The following is a 25,273-nucleotide window of genomic DNA, read 5'->3' as shown; positions in this document are numbered from 1 at the left end:
CTTAATGAATCAACTCTATATCTTTACCAAACCGCCTTATTCCACGGACTCTGGAAAAGAGCAACTGGATATGGCTCTCGCTGCCGCTTCGTTTGACCAATCGGTTGGTCTGCTCTTTGTCGGTGAAGGAGTTTGGCAACTCATCGATGACCAGCACCCCAAACTCGTCGGTCAAAAAGAATACACTCGTTTATTCAACGGATTAGACCTTTACGATATTGAGCATTTATATGTTTACCACAAAAGCCTCACACATTACGGCTTATTGCCTGAGCAATTGCTAAGAAAGGTCGAGATTCTCAATGATGCAGAATACAAAAACCTCATTGAACGCTCGTCACAGGTGTTTTCGTTATGAGTTGTTTACACATAGTTAATCGCCCCATAAGCGAAGAGCAGCTAGAAACGCTAGTCGCATCGATGAGTTCGAATGACTCACTGCTATTAATAGAAGACGGCTGTTATCTTATAAAAAACAATGTGTTAGCTCCCAAACTAAAAGCAGCAAAAGTGCTTAAAATTGATGCCACTGTGAGGGGCATATCAGATACATCCTCGATCGACTGGGTGCCCGACTATGATGCCTTTGTTGCTCTAACCGCGGAATTTACTAAAACCCTAACCTGGACGTTTCATTGATGAATGCCCTGCCAGACCATATTTCAACGGATAAACAAGGCTATTTGCTGGATCCGGCACAATGGGACGAAACGCTTGCCCCACTGCTTGCCAAAGGCGAAAATATCGAATTAAGTGACGATCATTGGGAAGTTATTCGATTTGTCCGACGTTTTTATGAGGAGTACGAAACTAGTCCATCTATTAGACCACTAGTGAAGTACCTGGCGAAAGAACTTGGCGAAGAAAAAGGCAACAGCATCTATCTCCACAAGCTATTTCCTAAAGGCGCTGCGAAACAGGCCACGAAGATAGCCGGGCTTCCGAAACCCAAAAGGTGCTTATAAACGTATTAGTAGACATGTTTCGTTAAGCTTTAGTTAATTATTACGCCGATAGAATCAGAGACTAGTATCGAAAAACTCGTTAAAATACGAACACTGAAACTTCAAGGAACCTAAAATGACAACCACGGTAAATAGATTTGTTGCTCTTTTGCTTTTTGTATTCTCGGCTACAACGTTTGCAGAGTCCGATCCAAAAGACATGCTCAAAGGCGTTGCCGATAACATCGTCTCTTATCTTGAAAAAAATCAGGACAAACTACAAGACAATCCAGACATGGCTGTCGAACTGGTCAAAAAAGAGTTAGTACCTTACATCGATCAAGAAGGACTTGGTCGCCGAGTTCTTGCTAAAGAATGGAAAAACGCATCTCCTCAACAACAACAAAAATTTGTTGAAGAATTCGTAAATTTAGTGGTGAATACTTACGCCAAAGGCTTAGCTCAATACGAAGGTCAGTCATTTGAATTTGAAGATACTGAGTACAACAGCAAAGAAACAGCAGCTCGTGTTAAAAGTGTTATGAACCAGCCTAAGGGTGAGCCGGTAAAAATTGACTACTTACTCAGAAAACCCAAAGGTTTGGATGCTTGGCGAGTGATTGATGTTCGCATTGAAGGCATTAGCATGGCTTCAAGCTACCGTAATCAATTTGCGCAACAAATTCAAAAAGACGGTCTCGACTCAGTCATTAAAAAGTTAGAAAATAACGAAATTGAACTTCAATAAGTAACGCAAGGGATAAAAGGAATCTAATGAAACACTTGTTGTTTGCCTTAGGGTTGATAGTTACCAGTTCGGTCGCTAATGCAGCGTCCGAACCGGATGTGTTGTTAAAAAATGCAGCCGATAACATGATTGCGCTGCTAGAGAACAACCGAACCCAATTAGAGTCTGATGAGCATTTTGCGCATCAAATTGTTCGAGAAAACTTGGTTCCTTTGGTTGATACCAAAGGCTTAGGAAAGCGCGTGTTAAAACGTAAAGTTTGGGATAAGCTCGACGATGTACAACGCACACGCTTTACCGATGCTTTTGTTGACCACATTATAAAGACCTATGCGCAAGGCCTGAATAATTACGACGGTCACACTTTCAATTTTATTAAAACTAATTTTTCACGAACCAGGCAAACGGCCTGGGTTTACAGTGAGCTAGTGTCTAAAGAAAGCGAATCATTCAGTATCATATATACGTTAAAAATGATGGAAGACTATGACGACTGGAAAGTCATTGATATTTCTGTTGAAGGCGTCAAAATACTGCAAAACTATCGTGAACAATTGAAATCCGTTGATGTAGAAAAAGGATTTGATGCGTTATTAGCAAAGCTGGAACAAAATGAAAAGTAAGTAAAGTTAGAGTTAAAACAAAGGGCTCATTTGAGCCCTTTTTTATTGCATTATTTTCGACACCTAAGACTTTTAATTTCAAACAAAAAATTAAGCGGTGTCTAAATAACTTCTAAGCCACCCATGTAAGGGCGCAATATTTCAGGAATATCAATCTTTCCATCTTCACGTTGGTAGTTTTCTACCAGCGCAACTAATGTTCGGCCAACCGCTAAACCGGAACCGTTTAATGTATGCACGAGCTCGGGTTTTTTATCGTCTCTAAACCGAGCTTGCATACGCCGCGCCTGGAAGTCTCCGAGATTACTGCACGAAGATATTTCGCGATAAGCGTTTTGCCCAGGTAACCAAACTTCCAAGTCATAAGTTTTCGTTGCACCGAAAGTAATGTCACCACTGCAAAGAATAACCGTTCTAAATGGCAAACCAAGTAACTTCAAAATATTTTCAGCGTGCCCGGTCAATTCCTCAAGCGCATCCATCGAGTTTTCAGGTCGAACAATTTGTACTAACTCGACTTTTTCAAACTGATGCTGACGAATTAAGCCTTTTACATCTTTTCCGTATGAGCCAGCTTCTGAACGAAAACATGGTGTATGTGCCACAAACCTAAGTGGCAACTCATCGCCTTTCACAATTTCATCACGCACTAAATTCGTTAATGGAACTTCAGCGGTTGGAATTAAATACAATGGTCGATTGTCTTGAGTACTACCTTTGATCGCGAACAAATCTTCTTCAAACTTTGGTAACTGTCCTGTTCCCATCAAGCTGTCTCGATTAACCATATAAGGCACATACACTTCTTCGTAGTTATGCTCAGAGGTATGGACATCAATCATAAATTGAACCAAAGCTCGATGCAGTCGTGCCATTCGGTTTTTCATCACCACGAATCGCGAGCCAGTTAGTTTTGCCGAGGCAGCAAAATCAAGACCCTGCCCCATTTCTCCCAGTGCAATGTGATCTTTAACTTCAAAATCAAAAGTACGAGGCTCACCCCAACGTCGAATTTCGACATTATCGTCTTCATCATTACCATCGGGTACCGAGTCATCAATCAAGTTTGGCGTTGAGTAATGAATGTCACTCAACTTTTCTTGCACTTCTTTCAACTCATGCTCGGCATCGGCTCTTTGTTTTTTCAACTCAGCCACTTCATCCATTACCGATTGCGCATCTTCGCCTTTGGCTTTTAATTGACCAATCATTTTCGATTTAGTCTTAGCCTGATTCTGTAAGTCTTCGGTTTTTACCTGGATTGCTTTTCGCTGTTCTTCCAGCTGAATAATTTCATCTTTATCCAGTGCCACACCTCGACGCGCCAAATTGGCGGCGACCGCATCCAGATCGTTTCTCAACAGTTTCGGGTCGATCATGAATTACCTTCACTCATTACTAATTTTAAATTTGCGTTATTCTACCACCAATCCATGCTCCTAAAAAAACAGCAATTAAGCTTAATGCCATATTTAGGGCCACATTGGTTACAGCCTTTATAAATTGTTGCTCTTGAAACAATACCAAAGTATCGACAGAAAAGGATGAAAAAGTCGTTAACGCGCCAAGAAAACCAATCATTATCGCAGCTTTTAATACTGGATTAACTTGAACACCCTGCCAATAAATGAGCAAAATACCAGCAACAAAGCAGCCTAATACATTCACAACTAATGTTCCTATGGGAAAATCAATTGGAACTAGCACCGGCAAATATTCACGCGTCAAAAAACGCAAAACACCGCCCAAGGCACTTCCCGACGCCACGGCAAAAATATATATCCATTGAGCGGACATTTATTGATTTCTCGCTTTGGCATCGAGCTGGCTTAAATGCGTCAGCTTCTTTTTAATTTGTATTTCCAGCCCGCGTTCTACAGGCTGATAAAAATTAACCGGTTCAAGGTCATCTGGCCAATATGTTTGACCTGCAGAATACGCTTCTGGCTCATCGTGAGAATATCGGTATTCTTGCCCATACCCTAATTGCTTCATCAATTTTGACGGTGCATTTCTTAAATGAACAGGGACATCCAATCCCGGATCATCCCGAACAAATTGCTTCGCTTCACCATACGCCCGATAAGCCGCATTGCTTTTAGGCGCACTGGCCAAATACAAAATTGCCTGTGCAATCGCCAATTTACCTTCTGGCGATCCTAAACGTTCTTGCACTTCCCAAGCATTAAGTGCCACCGTTAATGCGCGAGGATCGGCATTTCCCACTTCTTCACTCGCCATTCGCACGACTCGACGAGCAACGTAAAGCGGATCACAACCACCATCGATCATTCGACAAAACCAATAAAGGGCGGCATCGGGCGAAGAACCTCGCACCGATTTATGCAAAGCAGAAATTTGTTCGTAAAATACATCGCCCGCTTTATCAAAATGGCGTACTTTATCTCCCACAACTTCGGCAATATGATGTTTTTCCAATCGAGCCGTTGAATCGTCGGCAACAAAATCTGAAGCAATCTCCAAATAATTCAATAATTGTCGTGAATCGCCATGAGACGACTGAATGAGTAATTCGGTTGCTTCATCGCTCAATGATAAATTTAATTCACCTAATCCACGCTCCGAATCCGACACAGCCATCTTTAATAGATGTTGTAACTCATTCTCTTTAAGTCGAGACAAACGATAAACGCGCGATCGAGATAACAAAGCATTATTTAATTCAAATGAAGGATTCTCAGTAGTTGCACCGATAAAAACAAAAGTGCCATCTTCAATAAAAGGCAAAAATGCGTCTTGCTGCGACTTATTAAATCGGTGCACCTCATCGACAAACAACAACGTTTTATTACCATGAACCTGAGACTGCTTCGCTTGCTCAACCGCAGCACGAATATCTTTAACGCCACTCATAATTGCCGAGACAGCAATAAAGTTAGAGGAAGTTTCACGTGCAATTAAACGAGCTAAAGATGTTTTACCAACACCGGGTGGGCCCCAAAAAATCATCGAATGCAATTGGTCACTGGCGATACATTTTCGAAGAGGCTTGCCCTCGCCTAACAAATGTTCCTGGCCAACGTATTCATCCAATGTTCGAGGCCGCATTCGATCGGCCAAAGGTCGGTACGGTTGTTGGTTATCAAATAAATCCATTATGTTGTGCCACAGTTAATACTGCTCAACTGGCTTTGCAGGAGGCTGAGTTGGCGACGGTTTTGAACGACGAGAGTCGAGTACATCGACGCCTTCAGGTGGGGTAAACTCAAATGTTGAATCGGCCAATTCAACATTCATATTTACGGCTGAAAACTCCACCGAAGTTTGTTGACCTAAAGTATCTTTTAGCAATATTTCTTTTAATTGTCCGTCATTAAATAACACTAACATTCGCTCGAACGTATTTTCATTGTTACGCGGCGTTAACTCAAACGTTTTTGCATCAGATTGACCACTGGGCAAGAGTGTAATATTAAAACTCTCGTTCAATGTTTTCGCGTCGGCACCAAGAAAAAAGACAGGTGTATTCCCCATGGCTTTATCTAAAGACTCAATGTTGACTTGATCGAGGTCTTGATCGAAAGTCCACAATACATCACCATTAGAAACTATTAATTGTTGAAAAGGCTTTTGCGTCTGCCACAGAAACTTAAAGGGTTTTTTAAGCTGAAATACACCCTTCGATTTATCTTTTAAATTGTTAAACTGATCGCGAATTTCCTGCTCAAACTCAGCACTCACGCTCGTGATATCCTTGGTAATATCAACCAGCTTATCCGCATCTGAAGCGTAGGTGACTTGAACCGCCGTCAGTAAAACAACACAATATTTAAACCAATTCTTCAACGTCATAATTATTCCAAATTGTTCTATCATATTTTTATATCGTATAGGGATTAGTGACTAATGCTTGGGTGGTGGTGGTGCAATGACCTCACGCATACCATTTGACTGCATTTCACTGACCACACCCGCCGCTTCCATTTCTTCAATCATTCTCGCGGCACGGTTATAGCCAATCTTTAATCGTCTTTGAATACCCGAAATTGATGCCCGACGAGATTCAGTCACAATGGCAACGGCTTGATCGTAGAGTTCGTCTCGTTCTGCGCTCGCTTCTTCTTCGCTGCCTTTGGGTATGCCCATCATTTCTGTTTCAGAAACACCGGAGGTAATGGCTTCTTCAAACTCAGGTTCGCCTCGTTTTTGCCAATCAGCAACCACGCGATGGACTTCGTCATCGTCAACGAAGGCACCATGAACCCGCGTCGGAATATTTTTTCCGGCCGGTAAATACAACATGTCACCTTGTCCTAACAAATGCTCGGCGCCCATTTGATCGAGTATGGTTCGAGAATCAATTCGCGACGATACTTGAAAAGCAATTCGTGACGGTACATTCGCTTTGATTAAACCGGTAATAACGTCAACCGAAGGCCGCTGTGTGGCAAGAATTAAATGTATTCCGGCAGCTCGCGCTTTTTGCGCAATGCGTGCAATCAACTCTTCCACTTTTTTGCCGACAATCATCATCATGTCGGCTAATTCATCAATTACAATAACAATTTGCGGCAAAGTATCTAAAAGCGGCGGTTCGTTACTCATATCGTCTTCAGGAGTCCATATGGGATCCGTTAACGGTTCACCTGCTTTAATAGCATCTTTAACTTTACGATTGTAACCAGCGAGGTTTCTAACTCCCATTGCCGCCATGAGTCGGTAGCGCCGCTCCATTTCGGCAACACTCCATCGCAATGCATTGGCCGATTCTTTAACATCCGTCACTACCGGCGCTAATAAATGCGGGATACCATCGTAAACGGACAACTCCAGCATTTTTGGATCGATCATAATAAAACGAACTTCTTCAGGTGATGACTTATACAAAATACTCACCAACATGGCATTCAAACCGACCGATTTACCCGACCCAGTTGTACCCGCCACCAACAAGTGCGGCATCTTCGCCAAATCAATAACGACCGGTAGGCCAGAAATATCTTTTCCGAGCGCCATGCTCAGTTTCGATTTCGAACCATCAAACTCTTTTGATCCGACGACTTCTTTTAACCGAACAATTTCTCGATGTTCATTCGGTAACTCGATACCGATGTAAGGTTTACCAGGAATTACCTCAACCACTCGTACGCTAACCGACGCCAACGCTCGAGCTAGATCTTTCGCTAAATTGGTGATCTTGCTAACTTTTACTCCGGGAGCCAAATCAAGTTCATAACGCGTGATTACCGGCCCCGGATTTACCGCAACAACTTCTGCTTTAACCCCAAAGTCAGCCAGCTTTTTCTCAAGCAGGCGCGACATGGCCTCAAGTGATTCTTCAGAAATAGGGTATTGAGTCTCTGACGGTTCATCCAGCAAATTCATCGGAGGCAACTCACCTTCGACGGGCTCATCAAATAATTTTTGTTGCTTTTCTTTTTGCGCTCGAGGACTCGGCTCTATTTTATTCACTACCGGCTCTATGCGAATGGGTGCGCGCGTTTCACGCTTGACTTTTTCATGCTCAATCGCTTTTTTGCGCGTTTCTTTCTTCTCTTCGTACTCTCGCTGTTCATTACGACGCTCACGGAACTCAAGCCATTTTGAATGAATCGCATCGAGTGCGTTTAAAACTTTTTCACCAATTTGTTCCATAAGACGAAACCAGGATAATCCGGTGAACAAAGTAAATCCGGTTAAAAACAAAGCGAGCAGTATGAGTGTTGTGCCTAATGCATTAAAAGCGTCAAATAAAGTATCACCCACTAGTTGACCAAAAACGCCGCCTGACGTGTAGCTGGGTTGAACCGCAGGATCATGAAAATTCAAGCTGGCAATGGCTGTTCCGGCAATAAGAGTGAGAAGAAAACCAGAACCTCGGAGCAACCAATAACGCCAGTCGTGCTGCTCAATTAGTTTGCGTTCACGAAAAATAAGGTAAGCCAGATAGGTCACCATAAATGGAAATACATAAGCGAGATAGCCAAACAGTTGTAAAAAAACATCGGCTAACCAGGCGCCTGCTCGACCCGCTGAATTTTGCACCGACTCACCAACGCCAGTATAAGACCAACCCGGATCTTGAGGATGGTAAGTCGCCAGCGCCAATAATAAAAACAAGGCAACTGCACCAAGACATATAACAACACCCTCACGAATGCGTGAGCTAATCGGCGATGAAATCTCGGTTTGTTCCGTTATTGTTTGTTTTTTACCCAAATCGAACCACCTGTTCTCCCAATAAACCCGCGTATAATAACACGCGACTGCAGTATATCTTTAGCTTAGGCAATATGAATCTCAGAAGATTCCTTTACTTCTTCCATTACGACGTAAGTTCGAGACTCACTCACACCGGGCAATGTCAGTAATGTTTCTCCCAGTAAGGTTCGGTACGCCGCCATGTCGACCACCCGCGCCTTAACCAGATAGTCAAAGTCTCCGGATACTAGATGACACTCCAATACTTCGTGTAAATCACAAACTGCACTTTTGAAATCGTGAAATACATCGGGAGAGGTCTTTTCAAGTGTAATTTCCACAAAGACCAATAATCCATAACTTAACTTCTGTGGATTAACTCGGGCTGAATAGCCCGTAATATAGCCTTCACTTTCCAGTCGCCGAACACGTTCCAAACAAGGAGTTGCGCTTAAGCCGACTCGCTTTGCCAGCTCGACGTTTGGCATACGGCCATCACGTTGCAATTCACGCAAGATCGACTTATCAATCCTATCGAGGATTCGTCCACTTTCACTCATATTAACAATACATTTATCTATTTATGAATCACTATACAATAGATTATCCTGACTTTATAGATTATTCAGTGAGATATGTTGCCAACAACCGATTATACTTGCGCCTTCAGAACAAGGTCAGTCATTGGAGATTGCAATGCTAATTGGTGTACCAAAAGAAATTAAAAACCACGAGTATCGCGTTGGGATGGTTCCTGCCAGCGTACGAGAACTCGTTGCCCACGGTCATGATGTTATCGTCGAGCACAACGCCGGTATTGGAATTGGCTTTACCGATCACGATTATCAAGCGGTCGGTGCAACCATTAAAGATTCTGCTGAAGAGGTCTATGCCGAAGCAGAAATGATCGTCAAAGTAAAAGAGCCTTTGGCAGAAGAACGAAAGCACATCCGAGACGGTCAGATTTTATTCACTTATCTTCACTTGGCTCCCGATGTTCCGCAAACAACAGATTTAATTAATAGCGGCTCTATTTGCATTGCATATGAAACTGTCACTAGCGCAGCGGGCGGCTTGCCATTATTGGCGCCTATGTCAGAAGTTGCCGGCCGAATGTCAATACAAGCTGGCGCGCAATGCTTGGAAAAATCTCGCATGGGCCGCGGTATGCTACTCGGCGGAGTGCCTGGTGTGTCTCCCGCTAAGGTAACCATCATCGGTGGTGGTGTCGTCGGGAGTAATGCCGCTCAAATTGCAGTAGGCATGGGCGCACGCGTCGTACTGCTTGATCGAAATATTGACGTTTTACGTCGTATCAATCAGCAATTTGGCCACAGTATTGAGACCGTATTTTCAAGTAAAGATGCTCTCGAACAGCACGTATTGAGCGCCGAATTAGTGATTGGTGGTGTACTAATACCTGGCGCCTCAGCGCCTAAATTAGTGACTAAAGACATGGTCCATCAAATGAAACCGGGTGCGGCCGTTGTCGATGTGGCAATTGATCAAGGCGGTTGCTTCGAAACCTCAAAAGCAACAACGCACGCCGATCCAACCTACATCGTTGACGATGTGGTCCATTATTGTGTTGCTAATATGCCAGGCGCCGTGCCTTACACATCAACTTTTGCCTTAAATAATGCAACCCTGCCCTACATTATCGCATTGGCTAACAAAGGCTATAAAAAAGCATTGGCGGAAGACCAGCACCTACTCAATGGTCTCAATGTTTACCGCGGCAAAGTCACTCATAAAAGTGTTGCTGAAAGTCAGGATCTTGAGTTCGTCGATCCTAAAGTTGCGCTTGGTATTTAACCTAAACGACTCTAATTTTCTTGAGTTTAAAATACTGAGTCATTATGCAACGATCTTCAAAGTTGAACTAAAGCCATCCTCGGATGGCTTTTTTTAATTTAAAAAATTGATAATAGAAATCGCTGGATTATCATTGTTCCTAATCTTTGAAGGATTTACACTTAGCCAAAAATAGAATGCGATACAATTGGAGAACACCAAATGAGTGATGTTAAACACCGCCGACTGTTAATTTTAGGCTCAGGACCCGCAGGTTATACTGCCGCAGTTTATGCAGCTCGAGCCAACCTCGAACCCGTGATTATTACCGGTATGCAACAGGGCGGCCAACTGACAACCACAACCGACGTTGACAATTGGCCAGGCGATAATGATGGTGTTCAAGGTCCAGAGCTAATGCAACGCATGGAGAAGCATGCACAACGCTTTGGTACCGAAATCATTTTCGACCACATCAACGAAGTCAACTTAAAAGAAAAACCTTTCCAGTTGAAAGGCGACTCAGGCAGCTATACGTGCGATGCCCTTATCATAGCCACCGGCGCTTCAGCTAAATATCTAGGCCTGGAATCTGAGCAAGCGTTTATGGGTAAAGGTGTATCCGCTTGTGCAACTTGCGATGGATTCTTCTATCGCAATCAAAAGGTCGCTGTTGTTGGCGGTGGAAATACCGCTGTCGAAGAAGCGCTTTACTTATCAAACTTAGCATCTGAAGTTCATTTGATTCACCGACGTGATGATGTTCGCTCAGAAAAAATTCTGCGTGACAAACTCCTCGAACGAGCAGAGAACGGTAACATCGTGCTGCACTGGGATCGAACACTCGATGAAGTACTGGGCGACGATTCGGGCGTTACTGGTTTACGACTAAAAAGCACCAAAGATGATTCAACAGAAGAGTTGGACGTGCACGGTGTTTTCATTGCGATTGGCCACCAACCGAATACTCAGATTTTCGATGGTCAATTAGACATGAAAGATGGCTACATTAAAATTCAGTCGGGTTTAGAAGGCAACGCTACTCAAACTAGCATTAAAGGCGTGTTCGCCGCTGGAGACGTTGCTGACCATGTGTATCGCCAAGCCGTCACTAGCGCGGGAGCGGGCTGTATGGCAGCTTTAGATGCGGAAAAATATCTCGACAATCTATAGTTCAATATCAGAACAGTCTCAAAATGCTGCGCTTGTTTATAACAAGTGCAGCGACCTTAAAATTTCCTGATAAACAAACGCTTTCAGTAATAATCGATCTTCATCGTCTTGAAACTTGAAGTGAAAACCATACCAGTTCAAGATTTGACTGCCCTCTTCTCCTTCTTTCCTTTCATCAACTTTTCCTTTATTTCTCACGACACAATCTAATGTGACCACTTTATCAATATCATCCAGACTGAGTGTCATAGTCAGACTCAATTCGTCGCCGATCAATGCAATTTTTTTTTGACTTTCTAATCGACCACCAAGCACGCTTAAATTAACAAGGTTTACCGCCATAGGATTACTTTTATGAGTTTCGTTAATTAAGGTTGCCGGAATCTCAGTGTTAACTCGTACTGCATTTCTTACTTCAACCGCTTCGACTTCTTTGGGCATTTCCAGGTGAATATAAGGACTGGGAGAGGTGCGCATTCCTAAAACTTTTGATGTGAAGCCACTGGCAACATGATTCACCACAAATCGCAAAGTGACGAGTTGATCTTCTTTTAAAAAAATAGGTTTTCCTTTTTTCTCAGAGGGCGCAGAAATGATGACACTACAATCGGGCAGAAAACCCAATAATTTAACCGGATATCGGGCTTCAGATTCCGCCGATACCTGAATTTGCATAACATCTCCCATTTTTAATCCAAGATCAGAAAAACGCATTAATGTTTCGTCCATCTTTTGATTACAATAAATAAAGTATTGATAAGTGTAGACATAAATAAGTAAGACTGAGAATAAATGACCATTGAGTTACCTTATATTGAACGTCCAGATGACTTTCCACCAGTTGAGCAAGCTCTAGTAGCTCCCAATGGACTACTGGCTTTCGGCAGTTGTTTGTCAGATGAACTGCTTGTCGCAGCTTATTACCAAGGTATCTTTCCCTGGTTTAATCCGGGCGAACCGGTTTTTTGGTGGAGTCCTAACCCGCGCGCCGCATTTTTCCTCGATGATTTAAAACCCGCAAAAAGTCTGCTCAAAACGTTACGCAAAACTCGCTTTACCGTCACTTTGAATCACGACTTTTCTGGTGTGATTCGGCATTGTGCGGAATACTCAAAAAATCGTCCATCGACGTGGATTACCAACGAGATGATTAAAGCGTACGAGAATCTGCACCAAAATGGAGTTGCTCACTCCACCGAAGTTTGGCTCGACGACCAACTCGTAGGTGGCCTCTATGGCGTTTCTATGGGGCATTTATTCTTTGGCGAATCCATGTTTCATCGAGCGACCGATGCATCGAAAGTTGCCCTGTTTTATCTTGCTAAACATTGCGCCAATGCCGGATTTCCATTGATCGATTGCCAAATGCCAAACCCGCATCTAATGCGACTTGGCGCAAAAGAAGTTTCCAGACGGGAATTTCTACGCTATCTTTATGAGTATCGGGATAAAAAAGTTCCGTTGAATTTTTGGTCAAGTCAAGACCTGACGAATACTTATCGATTTTAATAGAGACCAATGCTGTGCAACAGGATCCTAACGACGAGTTATTAAAATTGACATTCTATGCGACGCCGTCACACCGATGTTCTTATCTGGAAGATCAACAAGCGACGACTGTTTTTCTTGATCCCGAGAAAATAATCACCCAAAAACTTTATACTCGCTTAAGTGAGACTGGATTTCGTCGTAGTGGTAATCATATCTATCGTCCGCATTGCGAAAATTGTCAGGCGTGTGTTCCTGTACGGATCCCTGTTAAACGATTCCAACCCAATCGAACGCAAAGGCGATGCCTGAAAAAAGGCGAAAAATTTGAGTTTCGAGCCGAAGCCGCCGAATTCTCAGAAAAACATTATGCGCTGTACGAACGCTATTTGAGAGAACGTCATGCTGACGGTGATATGTATCCACCAACCGAGCAGCAATACAAAGACTTTTTACTTAGCCCTTGGGTATCGTCAAAGTTTTTATCGTTTTACGACGAAGAAAAATTAATTGCCTGTGCAGTTGTTGATATTTTAGACAGTGGCATTTCTGCTGTATATACCTACTTCGATCCGGATTACTCATCCTACAGTTTAGGTCGATTAGCCATTTTACGAATGATTGAAGAGGCAAGAAAAGACTCTATGGATTATGTTTATTTGGGATATTTAGTAAAGGATTGTCAAAAAATGAAATACAAATCAGAGTATCGACCACTGGATTGCTTTATTGGTAATCGCTGGGTTTTACTCACTTAACCCCTTCATTTTCGTCCTATTTCTCGTCAAGTTATCCTCTTTTTCAATAAATGCGACATTTAGCGCTCGTTTAACGCAATTTTTTTTGATTATTTCTGTACATTAAGGCATCATTACGCGCTAAATTTTAGCGATACTGGAAGGTTTTACTCATCGATGGCGAAAGAAGATCACATTGAAATGCAAGGAACGGTTTTAGAAACGTTACCCAACACCATGTTCCGTGTTGAACTTGAGAATGGACATGTTGTTACTGCACATATTTCAGGGAAGATGCGAAAAAACTACATTCGTATTCTTACTGGCGACCAAGTAACTGTCGAAATGACGCCTTACGACTTATCGAAAGGTCGTATTGTATTCCGGTCTCGTTAATTCCGGAAAGATTAAAAAAAGCCTGACATTGTCAGGCTTTTTTCATTGTGTCTCACTTAAATTTTAACGGTTAATCTTAAAACAATATTCGACAAAGACAGCGGTCAAAAACTCCTGACCACTTTAAGTCGCAAGCAATTAAGTTGTTGCGACCTCTTCTTTACCAACCACTTCAAAAATCAATTCGTTTTCTTTGTCATCCAAATCGATTTTAACGTGGCCACCCTGCGTCAACCGACCAAAAAGCAACTCATCGGCAAGCGGTTTCTTAAGATCTTCTCGAATAACTCGCTCCATTGGTCGAGCACCCATGTTGGCATCGTAGCCTTTATCACACAGCCATTTACGTGCGCTTTGCGACACTTCGAGATTAACGTGTTTGTCATCGAGTTGCGTCTGAAGCTCAACGATAAACTTATCAACCACTGATAATATGACTTCTTCGGACAGCCCGCGGAACCAAACAATCGCATCGAGACGATTTCTAAACTCAGGCGTAAAGGTGCGATTAATAACTTCAATATTGTCATTATCACGCTCATTTTGCTGAAAGCCGATGGACGGCTTGATGAGTTCAGCCGCTCCAGCGTTAGTCGTCATAACCAAAATGACATTTCTAAAATCAGCTTTACGCCCATTATTATCCGTCAATGTCCCGTGATCCATAACCTGCAACAACAGATTGTAAACGTCAGGATGAGCCTTCTCAATCTCATCCAATAAAACAACTGCATGAGGGTTTTTATTGACTGCCTCAGTTAACAACCCGCCCTGATCGTAGCCAACATAACCCGGAGGCGCACCGATCAAACGAGACACCGTGTGACGCTCCATATACTCCGACATATCAAATCGAATGAGTTCGATTCCCATGATTTTGGCAAGTTGTCGCGTTACTTCTGTTTTACCGACGCCTGTTGGTCCGGCAAATAAGAAAGAGCCGACTGGCTTGTCTTCATTGCCCAATCCAGAGCGAGACAACTTAATCGCATTTGATAAGGTATCAATCGCTTCATCCTGCCCGAAAACCACCATTTTCAAATTACGATCCAGATTTTTGAGAGAATCCTTATCGGACGCTGAAACAGTTTTTGGCGGCACCTTCGCTATTTTGGCAATGATATTTTCAATATCATGCACACCAATCACTTTTTTACGCTTGTTTTCAGGCTGTAACCGTTGATTCGCCCCCGCTTCATCAATAACGTCAATCGCTTTGTCAGGTAGGTGACGATCGTTAATATAACGGGCAGACAACTCTGCTGCCGCTTTGAGCGCGGGCGACGAGTATTTAACATCATGATGACTCTCATAACGCGATTTAAGCCCTTTCAAAATCTTAATAGTTTCTTCTATGCTCGGCTCGTTGATGTCGACTTTCTGGAATCGTCGCGCCAGGGCTCGATCTTTCTCAAAAATGCCTCGATATTCTTGAAATGTGGTCGATCCCATACAGCGGAGCTCACCACTCGCCAACATAGGCTTGATTAAATTTGACGCGTCCATAACACCACCAGACGCAGCACCGGCGCCAATAATGGTATGAATTTCATCAATGAACAAAACCGCATGTTCTTGCTTTTTAAGCTCTGCTAAAAGCGCTTTAAGACGTTTCTCAAAATCCCCTCGATACTTGGTTCCGGCCAATAGCGCACCCAAGTCGAGCGAATAAACATGAGCATCCAAAATCACTTCTGGAACATCTTCATCAACAATTCGTTTGGCCAAGCCTTCGGCAATCGCTGTTTTACCGACACCAGCTTCACCGACAAATAACGGATTATTTTTTCGTCGACGGCATAAAATCTGTACGGCCCGCTCCAGTTCTGGACCACGCCCGACAAGAGGATCTATCTTCCCTTCTTCGGCAAGAGCATTCAAATCGGTAGCATACGCCTCAAGTGGACTTTTGCCCGTTGATTCTTGGCTTGTTTCGTCTTCGACTTCCGATGATGTCGTGTTGTTGTCCGACTCTTCATCACCAACTTTTGAAATGCCGTGAGAAATGTAATTCACAATATCGAGGCGAGTAATTTTTTGCTGTTGCAGCAAATAGACAGCCTGCGACTCTTGTTCACTAAAAATCGCCACCAACACATTTGCTCCGGTGACTTCTTTCTTACCCGAAGATTGAACATGGAAAACGGCACGCTGTAGTACGCGTTGAAAACCGAGTGTTGGCTGTGTTTCCCGACCCTCATCATGCTGAGGAATCAAAGGCGTTGTTTCATCAACAAAGTCGGTGAGCTGCTGTTTGAGCTCTGACAAGTCTGCACCGCAAGATTGCAGCACATTAGAGGCAATAAGATTGTCCAGCAATGCCAGCAACAAATGCTCCACAGTCATAAATTCATGACGCTTGTCGCGCGCTTGTTTAAACGCTAAGTTTAACGTCAATTCCAGATCTTTACTAAGCATAACAACACCTTATACAACCAAAGTTAACCTTGCTCCAAAGGTTTCATGCTTCTTCCATGATGCACATCAACGGATGTTGATTGGCCTTTGAATACTCGTTCACTTGAACAACTTTCGTTTCTGCTATTTCACTTCGGTAAATGCCACAAACGCCTTTGCCTTCGTAATGTACCTGCAACATAATTTTAGTCGCTTCTTCGCGTTGCTTGCCAAAAAACTTCATTATTACTTCGACAACAAAGTCCATTGGCGAGTAGTCATCGTTGAGCAACACGACTTTGTACATGGGTGGCGGTTTAACTTCTGGTTCGGACTCTTCTACCGCTATCCCGTGATCGATTTCCCAATCGTTCTGATCTTGGTTACTCATAATTAAGTTTAGTTTACCGATAAAATTTTGCTTGGATTATATGTTAGGGCATCGAGGATACCATACAACATTCAATTATGGTGATAATGGGCCCGAATTTGGCTTTTTTCAAGCCTTATCTCAAGGTCTCCCTTGACAATGGTTACTAATTGTGCAAATCATTGGGCGGGTGCTACAAATCGTAATTAAAAACAAAAAGTTAGCGATTTGAGATGTAATCACTGTTGAGGATAGAGGAAAGTAGTTATGCCTATGGGAACCGTAAAATGGTTTAATAATGCAAAAGGGTATGGGTTCATACGATCCGAGGAGGGAAACGAAGACATCTTCGTTCATTATTCAACCATCAATATGGATGGATATCGCAGTCTAAAAGCTGGACAGGAAGTTAAATTCGAGGTGAGTGAAGGTCCGAAGGGGTTACACGCTTCAGATATCACACCAACCGAAGATCAGAAAGAAGCAGAATAAATAAAAGGCTCCGCTGGAGCCTTTTATTTTTGAATCGGATCATACGATCGGATAAATAGCCAAACCTCCGGTTTGGCTTACCCTGCCCTACTTCAATAACTCTAAAATCTCGTTAAACGCTGCACTTGGTCGCATAGCTGCTAACGCGAGTTTTGGATCGGGACGGAAATAGCCACCAATGTCCATTGCTTGACCTTGAACTTTGTTAAGCTCAGCGACAATATCACTCTCTTTTTCAGCCATCGCTTTTGCAACAGGTGCGAAGGTTGCTTTAAGGTCTTCATCGTCACTTTGATTAGCCAAAGCTTCTGCCCAATAAAGAGTTAAATAGAAATGGCTACCTCGATTATCAAGCTCACCAACTTTTCTCGAAGGTGATTTATTTTCCATTAAAAACTTAGCCGTCGCTTCGTCCAACGTTTTACCAAGTGTGATGGCTTTAGGATTATCAAACTTGGAACCTAAATGTTCTAATGACACCGCTAATGCTAAGAACTCACCGAGAGAATCCCAACGTAAGTGATTTTCTTTTTCAAACTGCTGAACATGCTTTGGAGCCGATCCACCCGCACCGGTTTCAAACAAACCGCCGCCATTCATTAAAGGAACAATCGAAAGCATTTTTGCGCTGGTTCCTAATTCTAAAATTGGGAAAAGATCCGTTAAATAATCACGTAAAACATTACCGGTCACCGAAATAGTATCTTTGCCTTCAATGATTCTCTCTAAAGAGAAACGAGTCGCTTCTACCGGTGACAAGATATGAATGTCGAGACCATCGGTGTTGTGCTCTGGTAAATACTCTTTAACCTTCTTAATTAACTCAGCATCGTGAGCGCGTTTTTCGTCAAGCCAGAACACTGCTGGATTGCCCGTGTCGCGCGCGCGATTTACAGCCAACTTAACCCAATCTTTAATCGGCTCATCTTTAACTTGGCACATTCTGAAAATGTCGCCCTCTTCAACCGATTGCTCCATTAAAAGATTACCGCTGTTGTCGCTAACACGAATGGTACCTTTACCAGGAGCCTGGAATGTTTTGTCGTGTGAACCGTACTCTTCTGCTTTTTGTGCCATCAAACCAACGTTTGACACACTACCCATGGTCGCAGGGTCAAAAGCACCGTGTTTTTTACAAAACTCGATAGTTTCTTGATAAACACCAGAGTAACAACGGTCTGGAATAACAAACTTAGTGTCTTTTGTTTTTCCATCCGGTCCCCACATTTGACCAGATGTGCGAATCGCTGCTGGCATCGATGCATCAATAATGACATCGCTTGGCACATGCAAGTTAGTAATTCCACGATCAGAGTCAACCATAGCCATTTCAGGGCGTGACTCATAAACCGCTTTTAAATCAGCTTCGATTTCATCGCGTTTTTCTTGCGGCAACTTATCGAGTTTGCTGTATAAATCGCCGATGCCGTTATTCACATCAACACCCAACTCTTCAAGTGTTGCAGCGTGCTTTTCAAATACATCTTTGAAGAAAACACGAACCGCGTAACCAAACATGATGGGATCAGAGACTTTCATCATGGTGGCTTTTAAATGAAGTGAGAACAAAATACCTTGCGCCTTGGCGTCTTCAATTTGCTCTTTAAAAAACGTTTGCAAAGCGGATTGACTCATACGAGCACAATCTATTACCTCGCCATCTAATAATTTAATTCCATCTTTCAAAGATGTTTCTGCACCACTGTCATCGACAAAACTAATGCTCGCTTCTGATGCACCAGCGATGGTTACAGACTTTTCACTTCCGAAAAAGTCGCCGTCTTGCATACTGGCAACGTGTGATTTGGAATCGGAAGACCAAGCTCCCATTGAATGAGGGTTGTTCTTAGCATATTGCTTTACCGAAGATGGCGCTCGACGATCGGAATTACCTTCACGAAGCACAGGATTTACCGCACTTCCTTTAATTTTGTCGTAACGTGCTTTAATATCTTTTTCTTCGTCAGTTGAAGGCTCTTCGGGATAATTAGGAATGTCGAAACCTTTTTTCTGTAGTTCGCTAATAGCAGCGTTTAGCTGAGGAACTGACGCAGAAATATTCGGCAATTTAATAATGTTGGCTTCTGGCTTTTTCGCCAAATTACCTAGGTAAGCTAAATCGTCCGATTGCTTTTGCTCAGCACTTAATCGCTCTGGAAAAGTCGCAAGAATTCGACCAGCAAGCGATATGTCGCGCGTTTCCATTTCAACACCCGATACTCGAGTGAAGGCTTCAACAATCGGTAAAAATGAATAAGTTGCTAACGCAGGAGCTTCATCGGTCAACGTATAAATAATTTTAGATGTTGTCATTGCATTTCCCATTTACTGGTTGATTGCACACGGCTGCGGAGAAGCTTCGGAGAAATATCCTCCTGCTCCAGCCTTGTCGATTTGTTATGTTCATTGATTAAGCGGCGCATATTATACGCGAAATAATGATTCTCTGCACTGCACAAAGGATCACTTCACGGTACAATGCGTAGAGTTCGCAACAGTATAGTCTAATTTTTGCTCGACTTTTTAATCTAACGACCCGTTATGAATCGAAAAATTGTCTTATTCAACAAACCTTACAATACCCTGTGCCAATTTACCGGTGAGCCCAATGATGACTTACTGTCAAATTACATCACCGAGAAAGGGGTTTATGCTGCGGGACGACTCGACAAAGATTCCGAGGGGTTACTGGTACTGACGAACGACGGTAAGCTGCAGCACAAAATTACCGATCCAAAACACAAACAAGCAAAGGTTTACTGGGTGCAAGTCGAAGGAGTTCCCGACAGCGAAGCACTCGACAAACTCTCTCGCGGGGTCAAGTTAAAAGACGGCTGGACCCGACCCGCCAGTGCTAAAATAATTGCAACGCCCAATGTTTGGGAACGCTCACCACCGGTGAGATTTCGTAAAAACATTCCAACCACCTGGCTAGAGTTAACCCTCAAAGAGGGAAAAAATCGCCAAGTGCGACGAATGACTGCGGCCGTAGGATACCCCACGCTCCGACTTATTCGTGCAAAAGTTGGCCACTGGGAGCTTAATGAATTACAGCCCGGTGAGTTTAAAATAGTAAAACACTGATAAAACCTAAGGAATTCAATGCAAGATATTCGCTTAACCGTTGCCGCCATTATTGAACACAACGAACGTTTTTTGATTGTGGAAGAAAAAGATTCCAGCGGAAACACTGTTTACAATCAGCCCGCGGGTCATGTTGAACCGAATGAATCCATTCCTGATGCCATTAAACGAGAAGTATTTGAGGAAACCGGTCTCGATTTTACGCCAGAACATTTGTTAGGGAGTTATTTTTTAAGCCCGGCAACTAATGGCAAACATTATTTTCGATTTTGTTTTATCGGATCGGTAAAAGACGTCAATGCCTTGGCTCCTCAAGACGATGATATTATTGCGGCTCATTGGATGACGCTCGACGACATTATTAACCTTGGCAGGCAATTACGCAGCGCACTGGTATTACAATGTTTAGACGACTATCGTAATGGTCAGCGGTACAGCCTGGATCAATTTCACTTTTGCGCAAACGAGCTTGCAATGGCAGAGTTATGTTATACTCGCCTGCCGAAAAAGTAACGCACGTTTATGGTTAGAAATACGGTTATTCAATAATGAGCGAAAACAAACCCAAAGTTGTCGTCGGTATGTCAGGCGGCGTTGACTCTTCAGTTTCGGCTTACTTGCTACAACAGCAAGGATACGAGGTTGAGGGGTTGTTTATGAAAAATTGGGAAGAAGACGATACTGACGAATATTGCAGTGCCGCTGAAGATCTGGCAGATGCCGAAGCTGTTTGTGAAAAGCTTGGTATCGAACTGCACTCGGTTAATTTTTCAGCCGAATACTGGGATCGTGTTTTTGAATATTTTCTTGAAGAATATAAAGCCGGAAGAACGCCAAATCCCGACATCATGTGCAATAAAGAAATCAAGTTTAAAGCCTTTCTCGATTTCGCCATTCATCTGGGTGCCGATTATATTGCCACGGGGCACTATTGCCGACGTGATATCATCGAAGGAAAACAACGACTGTTACGTGGACTTGATACCAACAAAGACCAAAGTTATTTTTTATACACTTTGGGTCAGGAGCAATTAGCAAAAACATTATTCCCTGTTGGGGAACTCGAAAAGTCCGAAGTTCGCGCCATCGCTGAAGAACAAGATTTTATCAATGCTCGAAAAAAAGACAGCACGGGCATTTGCTTTATCGGCGAACGAAAATTTAAAGACTTTTTAGAACAATTTATTCCTGCCCAGCCTGGCCCTATCGAAAACGATCAAGGTGAAACCATTGGCGAGCATCAAGGATTAATGTTTCATACTTTAGGGCAACGTAAAGGATTGGGAATTGGCGGCTTAAAAGACTCAAGCGATGATCCATGGTATGTTGTCGATAAACACGTTAAAGATAACGTTCTCATCGTTGGTCAAGGTCACAATCACCCACTACTTTTAAGTGATGGTTTAATTTGCAATCAATTGCATTGGGTTTCTAGAGAATCACCGACCGAAACCTTTCAATGTACGGCAAAAGTTCGTTACCGACAGCAAGACGTCAGTTGTACAGTCACGCCACTAGAGAACAACGAATTCCTCGTTGAATTTAATGAACCGCAACGAGCGGTTACTCCTGGCCAGTCAGTCGTGTTTTATGACAATGAGGCCTGCCTTGGCGGCGGTATTATCAATCAAATTAATAAAATCAAGACTCAAGAGACGGAACACTGAGCATGTCAATGGAAAACATAGTTCTCTCATTAGCCGCTATTTCACAAGCGATTCAACAAGTACAAAAAGTTGCTTGGAAGGGACAATTGGATGAAGCTGAAGCTTTACCTCTCATCAAAAGTATCTTTAAATTCGATGCCGACTCAATTGTTGAACTTTATTCAGGAAGCGCCAGTTTAACAACCGGTCTGCGCATGCTGCGTAACCAGTTAAACGCTAACGGCAATGAGCGAAACGCCGAATACGGTCGCTACATGGCCAACATACTGACGCTACAAAGACAGTTTGAAAAAAATCCTGAGGTTCAATCAATTTTGAGTTCAAGAATTGAGCACTCTAAACGATTACTCGATTATGAAGATATCTTAGCGGCAAATGTTATTTCATCATTGGCGGATAGTTATACTCAAAGCATTTCAAACTTGCCGCTTCGAATTCAAGTTCAGGGCAATCCACAAATTCTCCAGAACAAACTTAATCAGGATAAAATACGAGCACTGCTATTGTCGGCGGTAAGAGCAGCTGTTTTATGGCGTCAAATAGGCGGCCGGAAACGTCAGTTCTTATTCCAAAGAAAGCGTTTGTGCGAAACCGCGGATCAATTGTTACGGCAACCCGTTTATTAGTTTAATATTTAAACGAGCAGTGCACTTACTGAATAAATTGAGTTCGAAATTTACGTTTTCGATTTGTGAACGTTGTAGCCAGACAATCTGAGTAGAAATAAAAAAGGCAGTCACTAGGACTGCCAACAATTGCAAAAGGGAGCGATTTGAATATAAGCCTCAACTCAATATTCAAATACTTTTTGGCTTTGCAGACCAAAAAGTTGGTGTAATTATCAGGGTTTGAAATCTCGCTTTCAATGTTACTATTCACACCTGTCTGTTATATCCAAAACGAATAACCCAGAATAATAAATAACCATAGAATTAATCATGTATTTCATTCTACTTGCCAGTGCCAGTTTGCTTACGCTTCTCTGTTGCGATTTTTTTAATAAAAAAACCATAGCTGCCGCATGTAAATTGATCACCTCGCTATCATTAGTTGGATACACTATCTCGAACGTATTAACACAGAATAATTTTTATTCTTATTGCATATTAATTGCTATTTTAATCTGTGTCATTGGCGACTTGCTGCTAATTTCCCAAAATAAAAACCGACTTGCCGCGGGAATCATTGCCTTCTTTTTGGGTCATGTCTTTTTTATCGTCGCCTTTTTTCAACTGCCCTTCCAATACACCGAGTGGCTCGTTTCTTTTGGCATAATGCTAGTTATTGGTTATCAGGTGTATCAATGGCTTAAACCTAACTTGACGAGCTCACGACTAAAACTATTTGTTCCTATTTATATGATAATACTGTTTGCGATGACCTCGCTGGGCTTATCTATAAAAATTGAAAATGAACCGACCCTGGTTGGATTGGGCGCAACCCTTTTTATGGTTTCTGATTTGTTTGTCGCCTACAATCGATTTAAGAAACCACAATTTCACAATCGCTTAATTGGCTTACCACTTTACTACCTGGGTCAATTTATTCTTGCAACGACTGTATTACACTTACAAACGAATACTTATTGGCTGCCGGTATAACATTGGAGAATCGTATGAAAACTGCTCGATATTTTATAATACTACTCACTTTAAGCCTGACGCTTGGTTGCGCGCCGAAAGTGGGCAGCGATGAATGGTGTGAAGCAATGAAAGAAAAGCCTAAAGGTGACTGGACAGCCAATGAACTAAAAGATTTTACAAAATATTGCGTATTGAATCAAAAGCCAGAGTGATTTCGATAGACTTAATTTGGATGAAAAAAGGCCACATCACAGTGGCCTTTTTCTCGCTTAGTAAAACGTGATTGATACTCGGTTCTGCGAAAAGAAGAAAATACTTTTAACGGAATCAAGCAAGCGCTAATTTCAGCTGCTTATTATAATTCAACCAATTCTCTTTATGCTGAGCGACCAACGCTTTAATCTGCTGGTACTTATGTTTAATCTCAACTGATTGTGCATCACAATTATCTGACAATTGTTTTTTCTGCGCCAAAACCCACTCTCGTTTCACCGAATAATATTCAGCCAGTTTAGCACAATACACTTCGTACTCATGTTTCAGAGAATCAAGAAGCTCATCTTTATTGGGTAAAGAAAAATGCATGACTTTCTTACGAGTTTGATTAAGCAACATTTCTGCCCTTGCCATTTCAATTTTCGTTTCATCTGAACGCTTTAAATTTTTTGCCAACTTTAACCAACTAAGAACTTTAATTAACCATTTGGTCGGGTCAAAATGCCACCAACGAATACCATTACGATAATCGTTTTGAAAATGATGGTGAAAATTATGATACCCCTCTCCGTAAGTCAGTAACGCCAAAAAGCCATTGTCACGCGCCGTATTACGATCAGAATACGGTTGCTTACCCCAAACGTGAGCCAATGAATTAATGAAAAAAGTCGTGTGATGACTGATCACCAATCGCAAAAATCCAGCCGTCAATAACATACCAATCACATCACCATGAAGAAACCCAATAAATATTGGTAATCCAAAATTCACCGTTAAGGTTAACCACAAATAATTTCTGTGCTGCCACATCACAATAGGGTCACGCTGTAAGTCTTTAACGTTGGAATAATCCGTGTAACGACTGGCCTGATACTCACGTAACATCCAACCTATGTGTGAATACCAGAAACCTCTTTTCGCAGAGTAAGGATCGCGGTCATTATCATCGACATGACGATGATGAATTCGATGATCAGAAGCCCAATGAAGAGCACTATTTTGTACCGCGAAAGCTCCGCCAATCGCATAAAACAGCTTAATCCAACGGTTAGTTTCGTAAGCTTTGTGTGACCACAACCGGTGATACCCTGCAGTGATGGACATTCCGCAATAGCCGATACACAACAGGGTCACAATCCAGTGTGTCGCGTCAAACCCAACAAAATAGCCCCACAAAGGAACACCGATAAAAGCAATGGCACTGGTTAGAGAGAAAACCGAGATGTTGAGCCAAATGAGTTTTGGCTTCGAATGTTTCGAACGACTCGTGTCTGTTTTTTGAACTTCTGAATTCATAGGATCCTACATCTGATAAACACATTTGACTCACTGGACAGTACGCAATCGTAGACAAATTTATGGCTGATTGAAACCTTCTCAACTCTTAGGCAAAGTCAGC

28 protein-coding genes are annotated in these 25,273 nt (G+C 42.5%); 17 read left to right on the top strand and 11 right to left on the bottom strand.

What is annotated here, in order from left to right; all coding sequences use genetic code 11:
- The first annotated feature begins 4 nt into the window (after nucleotides 1-4).
- The 5 genes from tusC to FAX86_RS17660 all read left to right on the top strand — a co-directional run bounded on the left by tusC (nucleotide 5) and on the right by FAX86_RS17660 (nucleotide 2,315).
- Nucleotides 5-358: a sulfurtransferase complex subunit TusC gene (gene tusC, locus FAX86_RS17680; RefSeq protein ID WP_144394806.1), complete on the top strand. Its 354-nt coding sequence runs from the start codon at nucleotides 5-7 to the stop codon at nucleotides 356-358.
- On the top strand, nucleotides 355-639 hold the full coding sequence (gene tusB, locus FAX86_RS17675) for a sulfurtransferase complex subunit TusB (RefSeq protein WP_144394805.1): 285 nt from the start codon (nucleotides 355-357) through the stop codon (nucleotides 637-639). The genes tusC and tusB overlap by 4 nt, the downstream gene beginning before the upstream one ends.
- Entirely contained in the window at nucleotides 639-965 is a 327-nt protein-coding gene (locus FAX86_RS17670) for a TusE/DsrC/DsvC family sulfur relay protein (RefSeq protein WP_144394804.1), read from the top strand. The genes tusB and FAX86_RS17670 overlap by 1 nt, the downstream gene beginning before the upstream one ends.
- A 115-nt stretch (nucleotides 966-1,080) precedes the next feature.
- Nucleotides 1,081-1,692, top strand: a complete 612-nt coding sequence (locus tag FAX86_RS17665) for an MlaC/ttg2D family ABC transporter substrate-binding protein (protein WP_144394803.1) — start codon at nucleotides 1,081-1,083, stop codon at nucleotides 1,690-1,692.
- Nucleotides 1,693-1,718: 26 nt separating this feature from the next.
- Nucleotides 1,719-2,315: an MlaC/ttg2D family ABC transporter substrate-binding protein gene (locus FAX86_RS17660; protein WP_144394802.1), complete on the top strand. Its 597-nt coding sequence runs from the start codon at nucleotides 1,719-1,721 to the stop codon at nucleotides 2,313-2,315.
- Nucleotides 2,316-2,416: 101 nt separating this feature from the next.
- On the opposite strand, the gene serS is transcribed toward FAX86_RS17660, so the two are convergent.
- From serS to lrp, 6 genes are all read right to left on the bottom strand, one after another.
- Nucleotides 2,417-3,694, bottom strand: coding sequence for a serine--tRNA ligase (gene serS / locus FAX86_RS17655; RefSeq protein ID WP_144394801.1), 1,278 nt, complete (start codon nucleotides 3,692-3,694; stop codon nucleotides 2,417-2,419).
- Nucleotides 3,695-3,719: 25 nt separating this feature from the next.
- Entirely contained in the window at nucleotides 3,720-4,112 is a 393-nt protein-coding gene (gene crcB, locus FAX86_RS17650) for a fluoride efflux transporter CrcB (RefSeq protein ID WP_144394800.1), read from the bottom strand.
- Nucleotides 4,113-5,432, bottom strand: a complete 1,320-nt coding sequence (locus tag FAX86_RS17645; protein ID WP_144394799.1) for a replication-associated recombination protein A — start codon at nucleotides 5,430-5,432, stop codon at nucleotides 4,113-4,115.
- A gap of 15 nt (nucleotides 5,433-5,447) precedes the next feature.
- Entirely contained in the window at nucleotides 5,448-6,128 is a 681-nt protein-coding gene (gene lolA / locus FAX86_RS17640) for an outer membrane lipoprotein periplasmic chaperone LolA (protein ID WP_164503661.1), read from the bottom strand.
- Between the two features lie 51 nt (nucleotides 6,129-6,179).
- Nucleotides 6,180-8,495 carry a DNA translocase FtsK gene (locus FAX86_RS17635; protein WP_205859245.1) on the bottom strand — a complete coding sequence of 772 codons (2,316 nt, stop codon included), beginning with the start codon at nucleotides 8,493-8,495 and terminating at the stop codon, nucleotides 6,180-6,182.
- A 65-nt stretch (nucleotides 8,496-8,560) separates the two neighbouring features.
- Nucleotides 8,561-9,037: a leucine-responsive transcriptional regulator Lrp gene (gene lrp, locus FAX86_RS17630; RefSeq protein WP_144394797.1), complete on the bottom strand. Its 477-nt coding sequence runs from the start codon at nucleotides 9,035-9,037 to the stop codon at nucleotides 8,561-8,563.
- Nucleotides 9,038-9,173: 136 nt separating this feature from the next.
- On the opposite strand from lrp, the gene ald reads away from it, so the two are divergent.
- Nucleotides 9,174-10,292, top strand: coding sequence for an alanine dehydrogenase (ald, locus tag FAX86_RS17625; protein ID WP_144394796.1), 1,119 nt, complete (start codon nucleotides 9,174-9,176; stop codon nucleotides 10,290-10,292).
- 201 nt (nucleotides 10,293-10,493) lie between these two features.
- Nucleotides 10,494-11,444, top strand: a complete 951-nt coding sequence (gene trxB / locus FAX86_RS17620; RefSeq protein WP_144394795.1) for a thioredoxin-disulfide reductase — start codon at nucleotides 10,494-10,496, stop codon at nucleotides 11,442-11,444.
- Between the two features lie 36 nt (nucleotides 11,445-11,480).
- Here the strand turns inward: trxB and FAX86_RS17615 are convergent, their stop codons facing one another.
- Nucleotides 11,481-12,173, bottom strand: a complete 693-nt coding sequence (locus FAX86_RS17615) for a flagellar brake protein (RefSeq protein WP_144394794.1) — start codon at nucleotides 12,171-12,173, stop codon at nucleotides 11,481-11,483.
- Nucleotides 12,174-12,236: 63 nt separating this feature from the next.
- Between FAX86_RS17615 and aat the strand changes: the two genes are divergently transcribed.
- The 3 genes from aat to infA all read left to right on the top strand — a co-directional run bounded on the left by aat (nucleotide 12,237) and on the right by infA (nucleotide 14,065).
- Entirely contained in the window at nucleotides 12,237-12,953 is a 717-nt protein-coding gene (aat, locus tag FAX86_RS17610; RefSeq protein WP_144394793.1) for a leucyl/phenylalanyl-tRNA--protein transferase, read from the top strand.
- A 14-nt stretch (nucleotides 12,954-12,967) separates the two neighbouring features.
- Nucleotides 12,968-13,690 (top strand): arginyltransferase, encoded by a 723-nt coding sequence (locus FAX86_RS17605; RefSeq protein WP_144394792.1) that lies wholly within the window; start codon nucleotides 12,968-12,970, stop codon nucleotides 13,688-13,690.
- A 156-nt stretch (nucleotides 13,691-13,846) separates the two neighbouring features.
- Nucleotides 13,847-14,065 (top strand): translation initiation factor IF-1, encoded by a 219-nt coding sequence (infA, locus tag FAX86_RS17600; RefSeq protein ID WP_144394791.1) that lies wholly within the window; start codon nucleotides 13,847-13,849, stop codon nucleotides 14,063-14,065.
- Nucleotides 14,066-14,203: 138 nt separating this feature from the next.
- Here infA and clpA read toward each other — a convergent pair whose 3' ends face one another.
- Complete coding sequence (gene clpA, locus FAX86_RS17595) at nucleotides 14,204-16,483, bottom strand: ATP-dependent Clp protease ATP-binding subunit ClpA (RefSeq protein WP_144394790.1); 2,280 nt, start codon at nucleotides 16,481-16,483, stop codon at nucleotides 14,204-14,206.
- A 43-nt stretch (nucleotides 16,484-16,526) separates the two neighbouring features.
- Nucleotides 16,527-16,853, bottom strand: coding sequence for an ATP-dependent Clp protease adapter ClpS (gene clpS, locus FAX86_RS17590; protein ID WP_144394789.1), 327 nt, complete (start codon nucleotides 16,851-16,853; stop codon nucleotides 16,527-16,529).
- Nucleotides 16,854-17,105: 252 nt separating this feature from the next.
- On the opposite strand from clpS, the gene cspD reads away from it, so the two are divergent.
- A complete protein-coding gene (gene cspD, locus FAX86_RS17585) occupies nucleotides 17,106-17,324 on the top strand; it encodes a cold shock domain-containing protein CspD (protein WP_281286435.1) in 219 nt (72 codons plus the stop codon).
- An 87-nt stretch (nucleotides 17,325-17,411) separates the two neighbouring features.
- Here cspD and FAX86_RS17580 read toward each other — a convergent pair whose 3' ends face one another.
- Nucleotides 17,412-19,637 carry an NADP-dependent isocitrate dehydrogenase gene (locus tag FAX86_RS17580; protein WP_144394787.1) on the bottom strand — a complete coding sequence of 742 codons (2,226 nt, stop codon included), beginning with the start codon at nucleotides 19,635-19,637 and terminating at the stop codon, nucleotides 17,412-17,414.
- Between the two features lie 228 nt (nucleotides 19,638-19,865).
- On the opposite strand from FAX86_RS17580, the gene FAX86_RS17575 reads away from it, so the two are divergent.
- The 6 genes from FAX86_RS17575 (at nucleotide 19,866) to FAX86_RS17550 (ending at nucleotide 23,870) form a co-directional block, all read left to right on the top strand.
- Entirely contained in the window at nucleotides 19,866-20,408 is a 543-nt protein-coding gene (locus FAX86_RS17575) for a pseudouridine synthase (RefSeq protein WP_144394786.1), read from the top strand.
- Nucleotides 20,409-20,426: 18 nt separating this feature from the next.
- Entirely contained in the window at nucleotides 20,427-20,921 is a 495-nt protein-coding gene (locus tag FAX86_RS17570; protein ID WP_144394785.1) for an NUDIX hydrolase, read from the top strand.
- Between the two features lie 35 nt (nucleotides 20,922-20,956).
- Nucleotides 20,957-22,075, top strand: coding sequence for a tRNA 2-thiouridine(34) synthase MnmA (gene mnmA / locus FAX86_RS17565; RefSeq protein ID WP_144394784.1), 1,119 nt, complete (start codon nucleotides 20,957-20,959; stop codon nucleotides 22,073-22,075).
- 8 nt (nucleotides 22,076-22,083) lie between these two features.
- Nucleotides 22,084-22,701 (top strand): high frequency lysogenization protein HflD, encoded by a 618-nt coding sequence (hflD, locus tag FAX86_RS17560; protein ID WP_164503660.1) that lies wholly within the window; start codon nucleotides 22,084-22,086, stop codon nucleotides 22,699-22,701.
- A gap of 312 nt (nucleotides 22,702-23,013) precedes the next feature.
- Nucleotides 23,014-23,676, top strand: coding sequence for a lysoplasmalogenase (locus FAX86_RS17555; RefSeq protein ID WP_144394782.1), 663 nt, complete (start codon nucleotides 23,014-23,016; stop codon nucleotides 23,674-23,676).
- 14 nt (nucleotides 23,677-23,690) lie between these two features.
- A complete protein-coding gene (locus FAX86_RS17550; protein WP_144394781.1) occupies nucleotides 23,691-23,870 on the top strand; it encodes a DUF3012 domain-containing protein in 180 nt (59 codons plus the stop codon).
- Between the two features lie 115 nt (nucleotides 23,871-23,985).
- Here FAX86_RS17550 and FAX86_RS17545 read toward each other — a convergent pair whose 3' ends face one another.
- Entirely contained in the window at nucleotides 23,986-25,170 is a 1,185-nt protein-coding gene (locus tag FAX86_RS17545; RefSeq protein WP_144394780.1) for a fatty acid desaturase, read from the bottom strand.
- Between the last annotated feature and the right edge of the window lie 103 nt (nucleotides 25,171-25,273).

Origin of the sequence: Pleionea sediminis, from assembly GCF_007570825.1 — a bacterium.
Taxonomy (GTDB): domain Bacteria; phylum Pseudomonadota; class Gammaproteobacteria; order Enterobacterales; family Kangiellaceae; genus Pleionea; species Pleionea sediminis.
The sequence above is the reverse complement of the archived record's forward strand: the minus strand, read 5'-3'. Positions and strand labels throughout refer to the sequence as shown.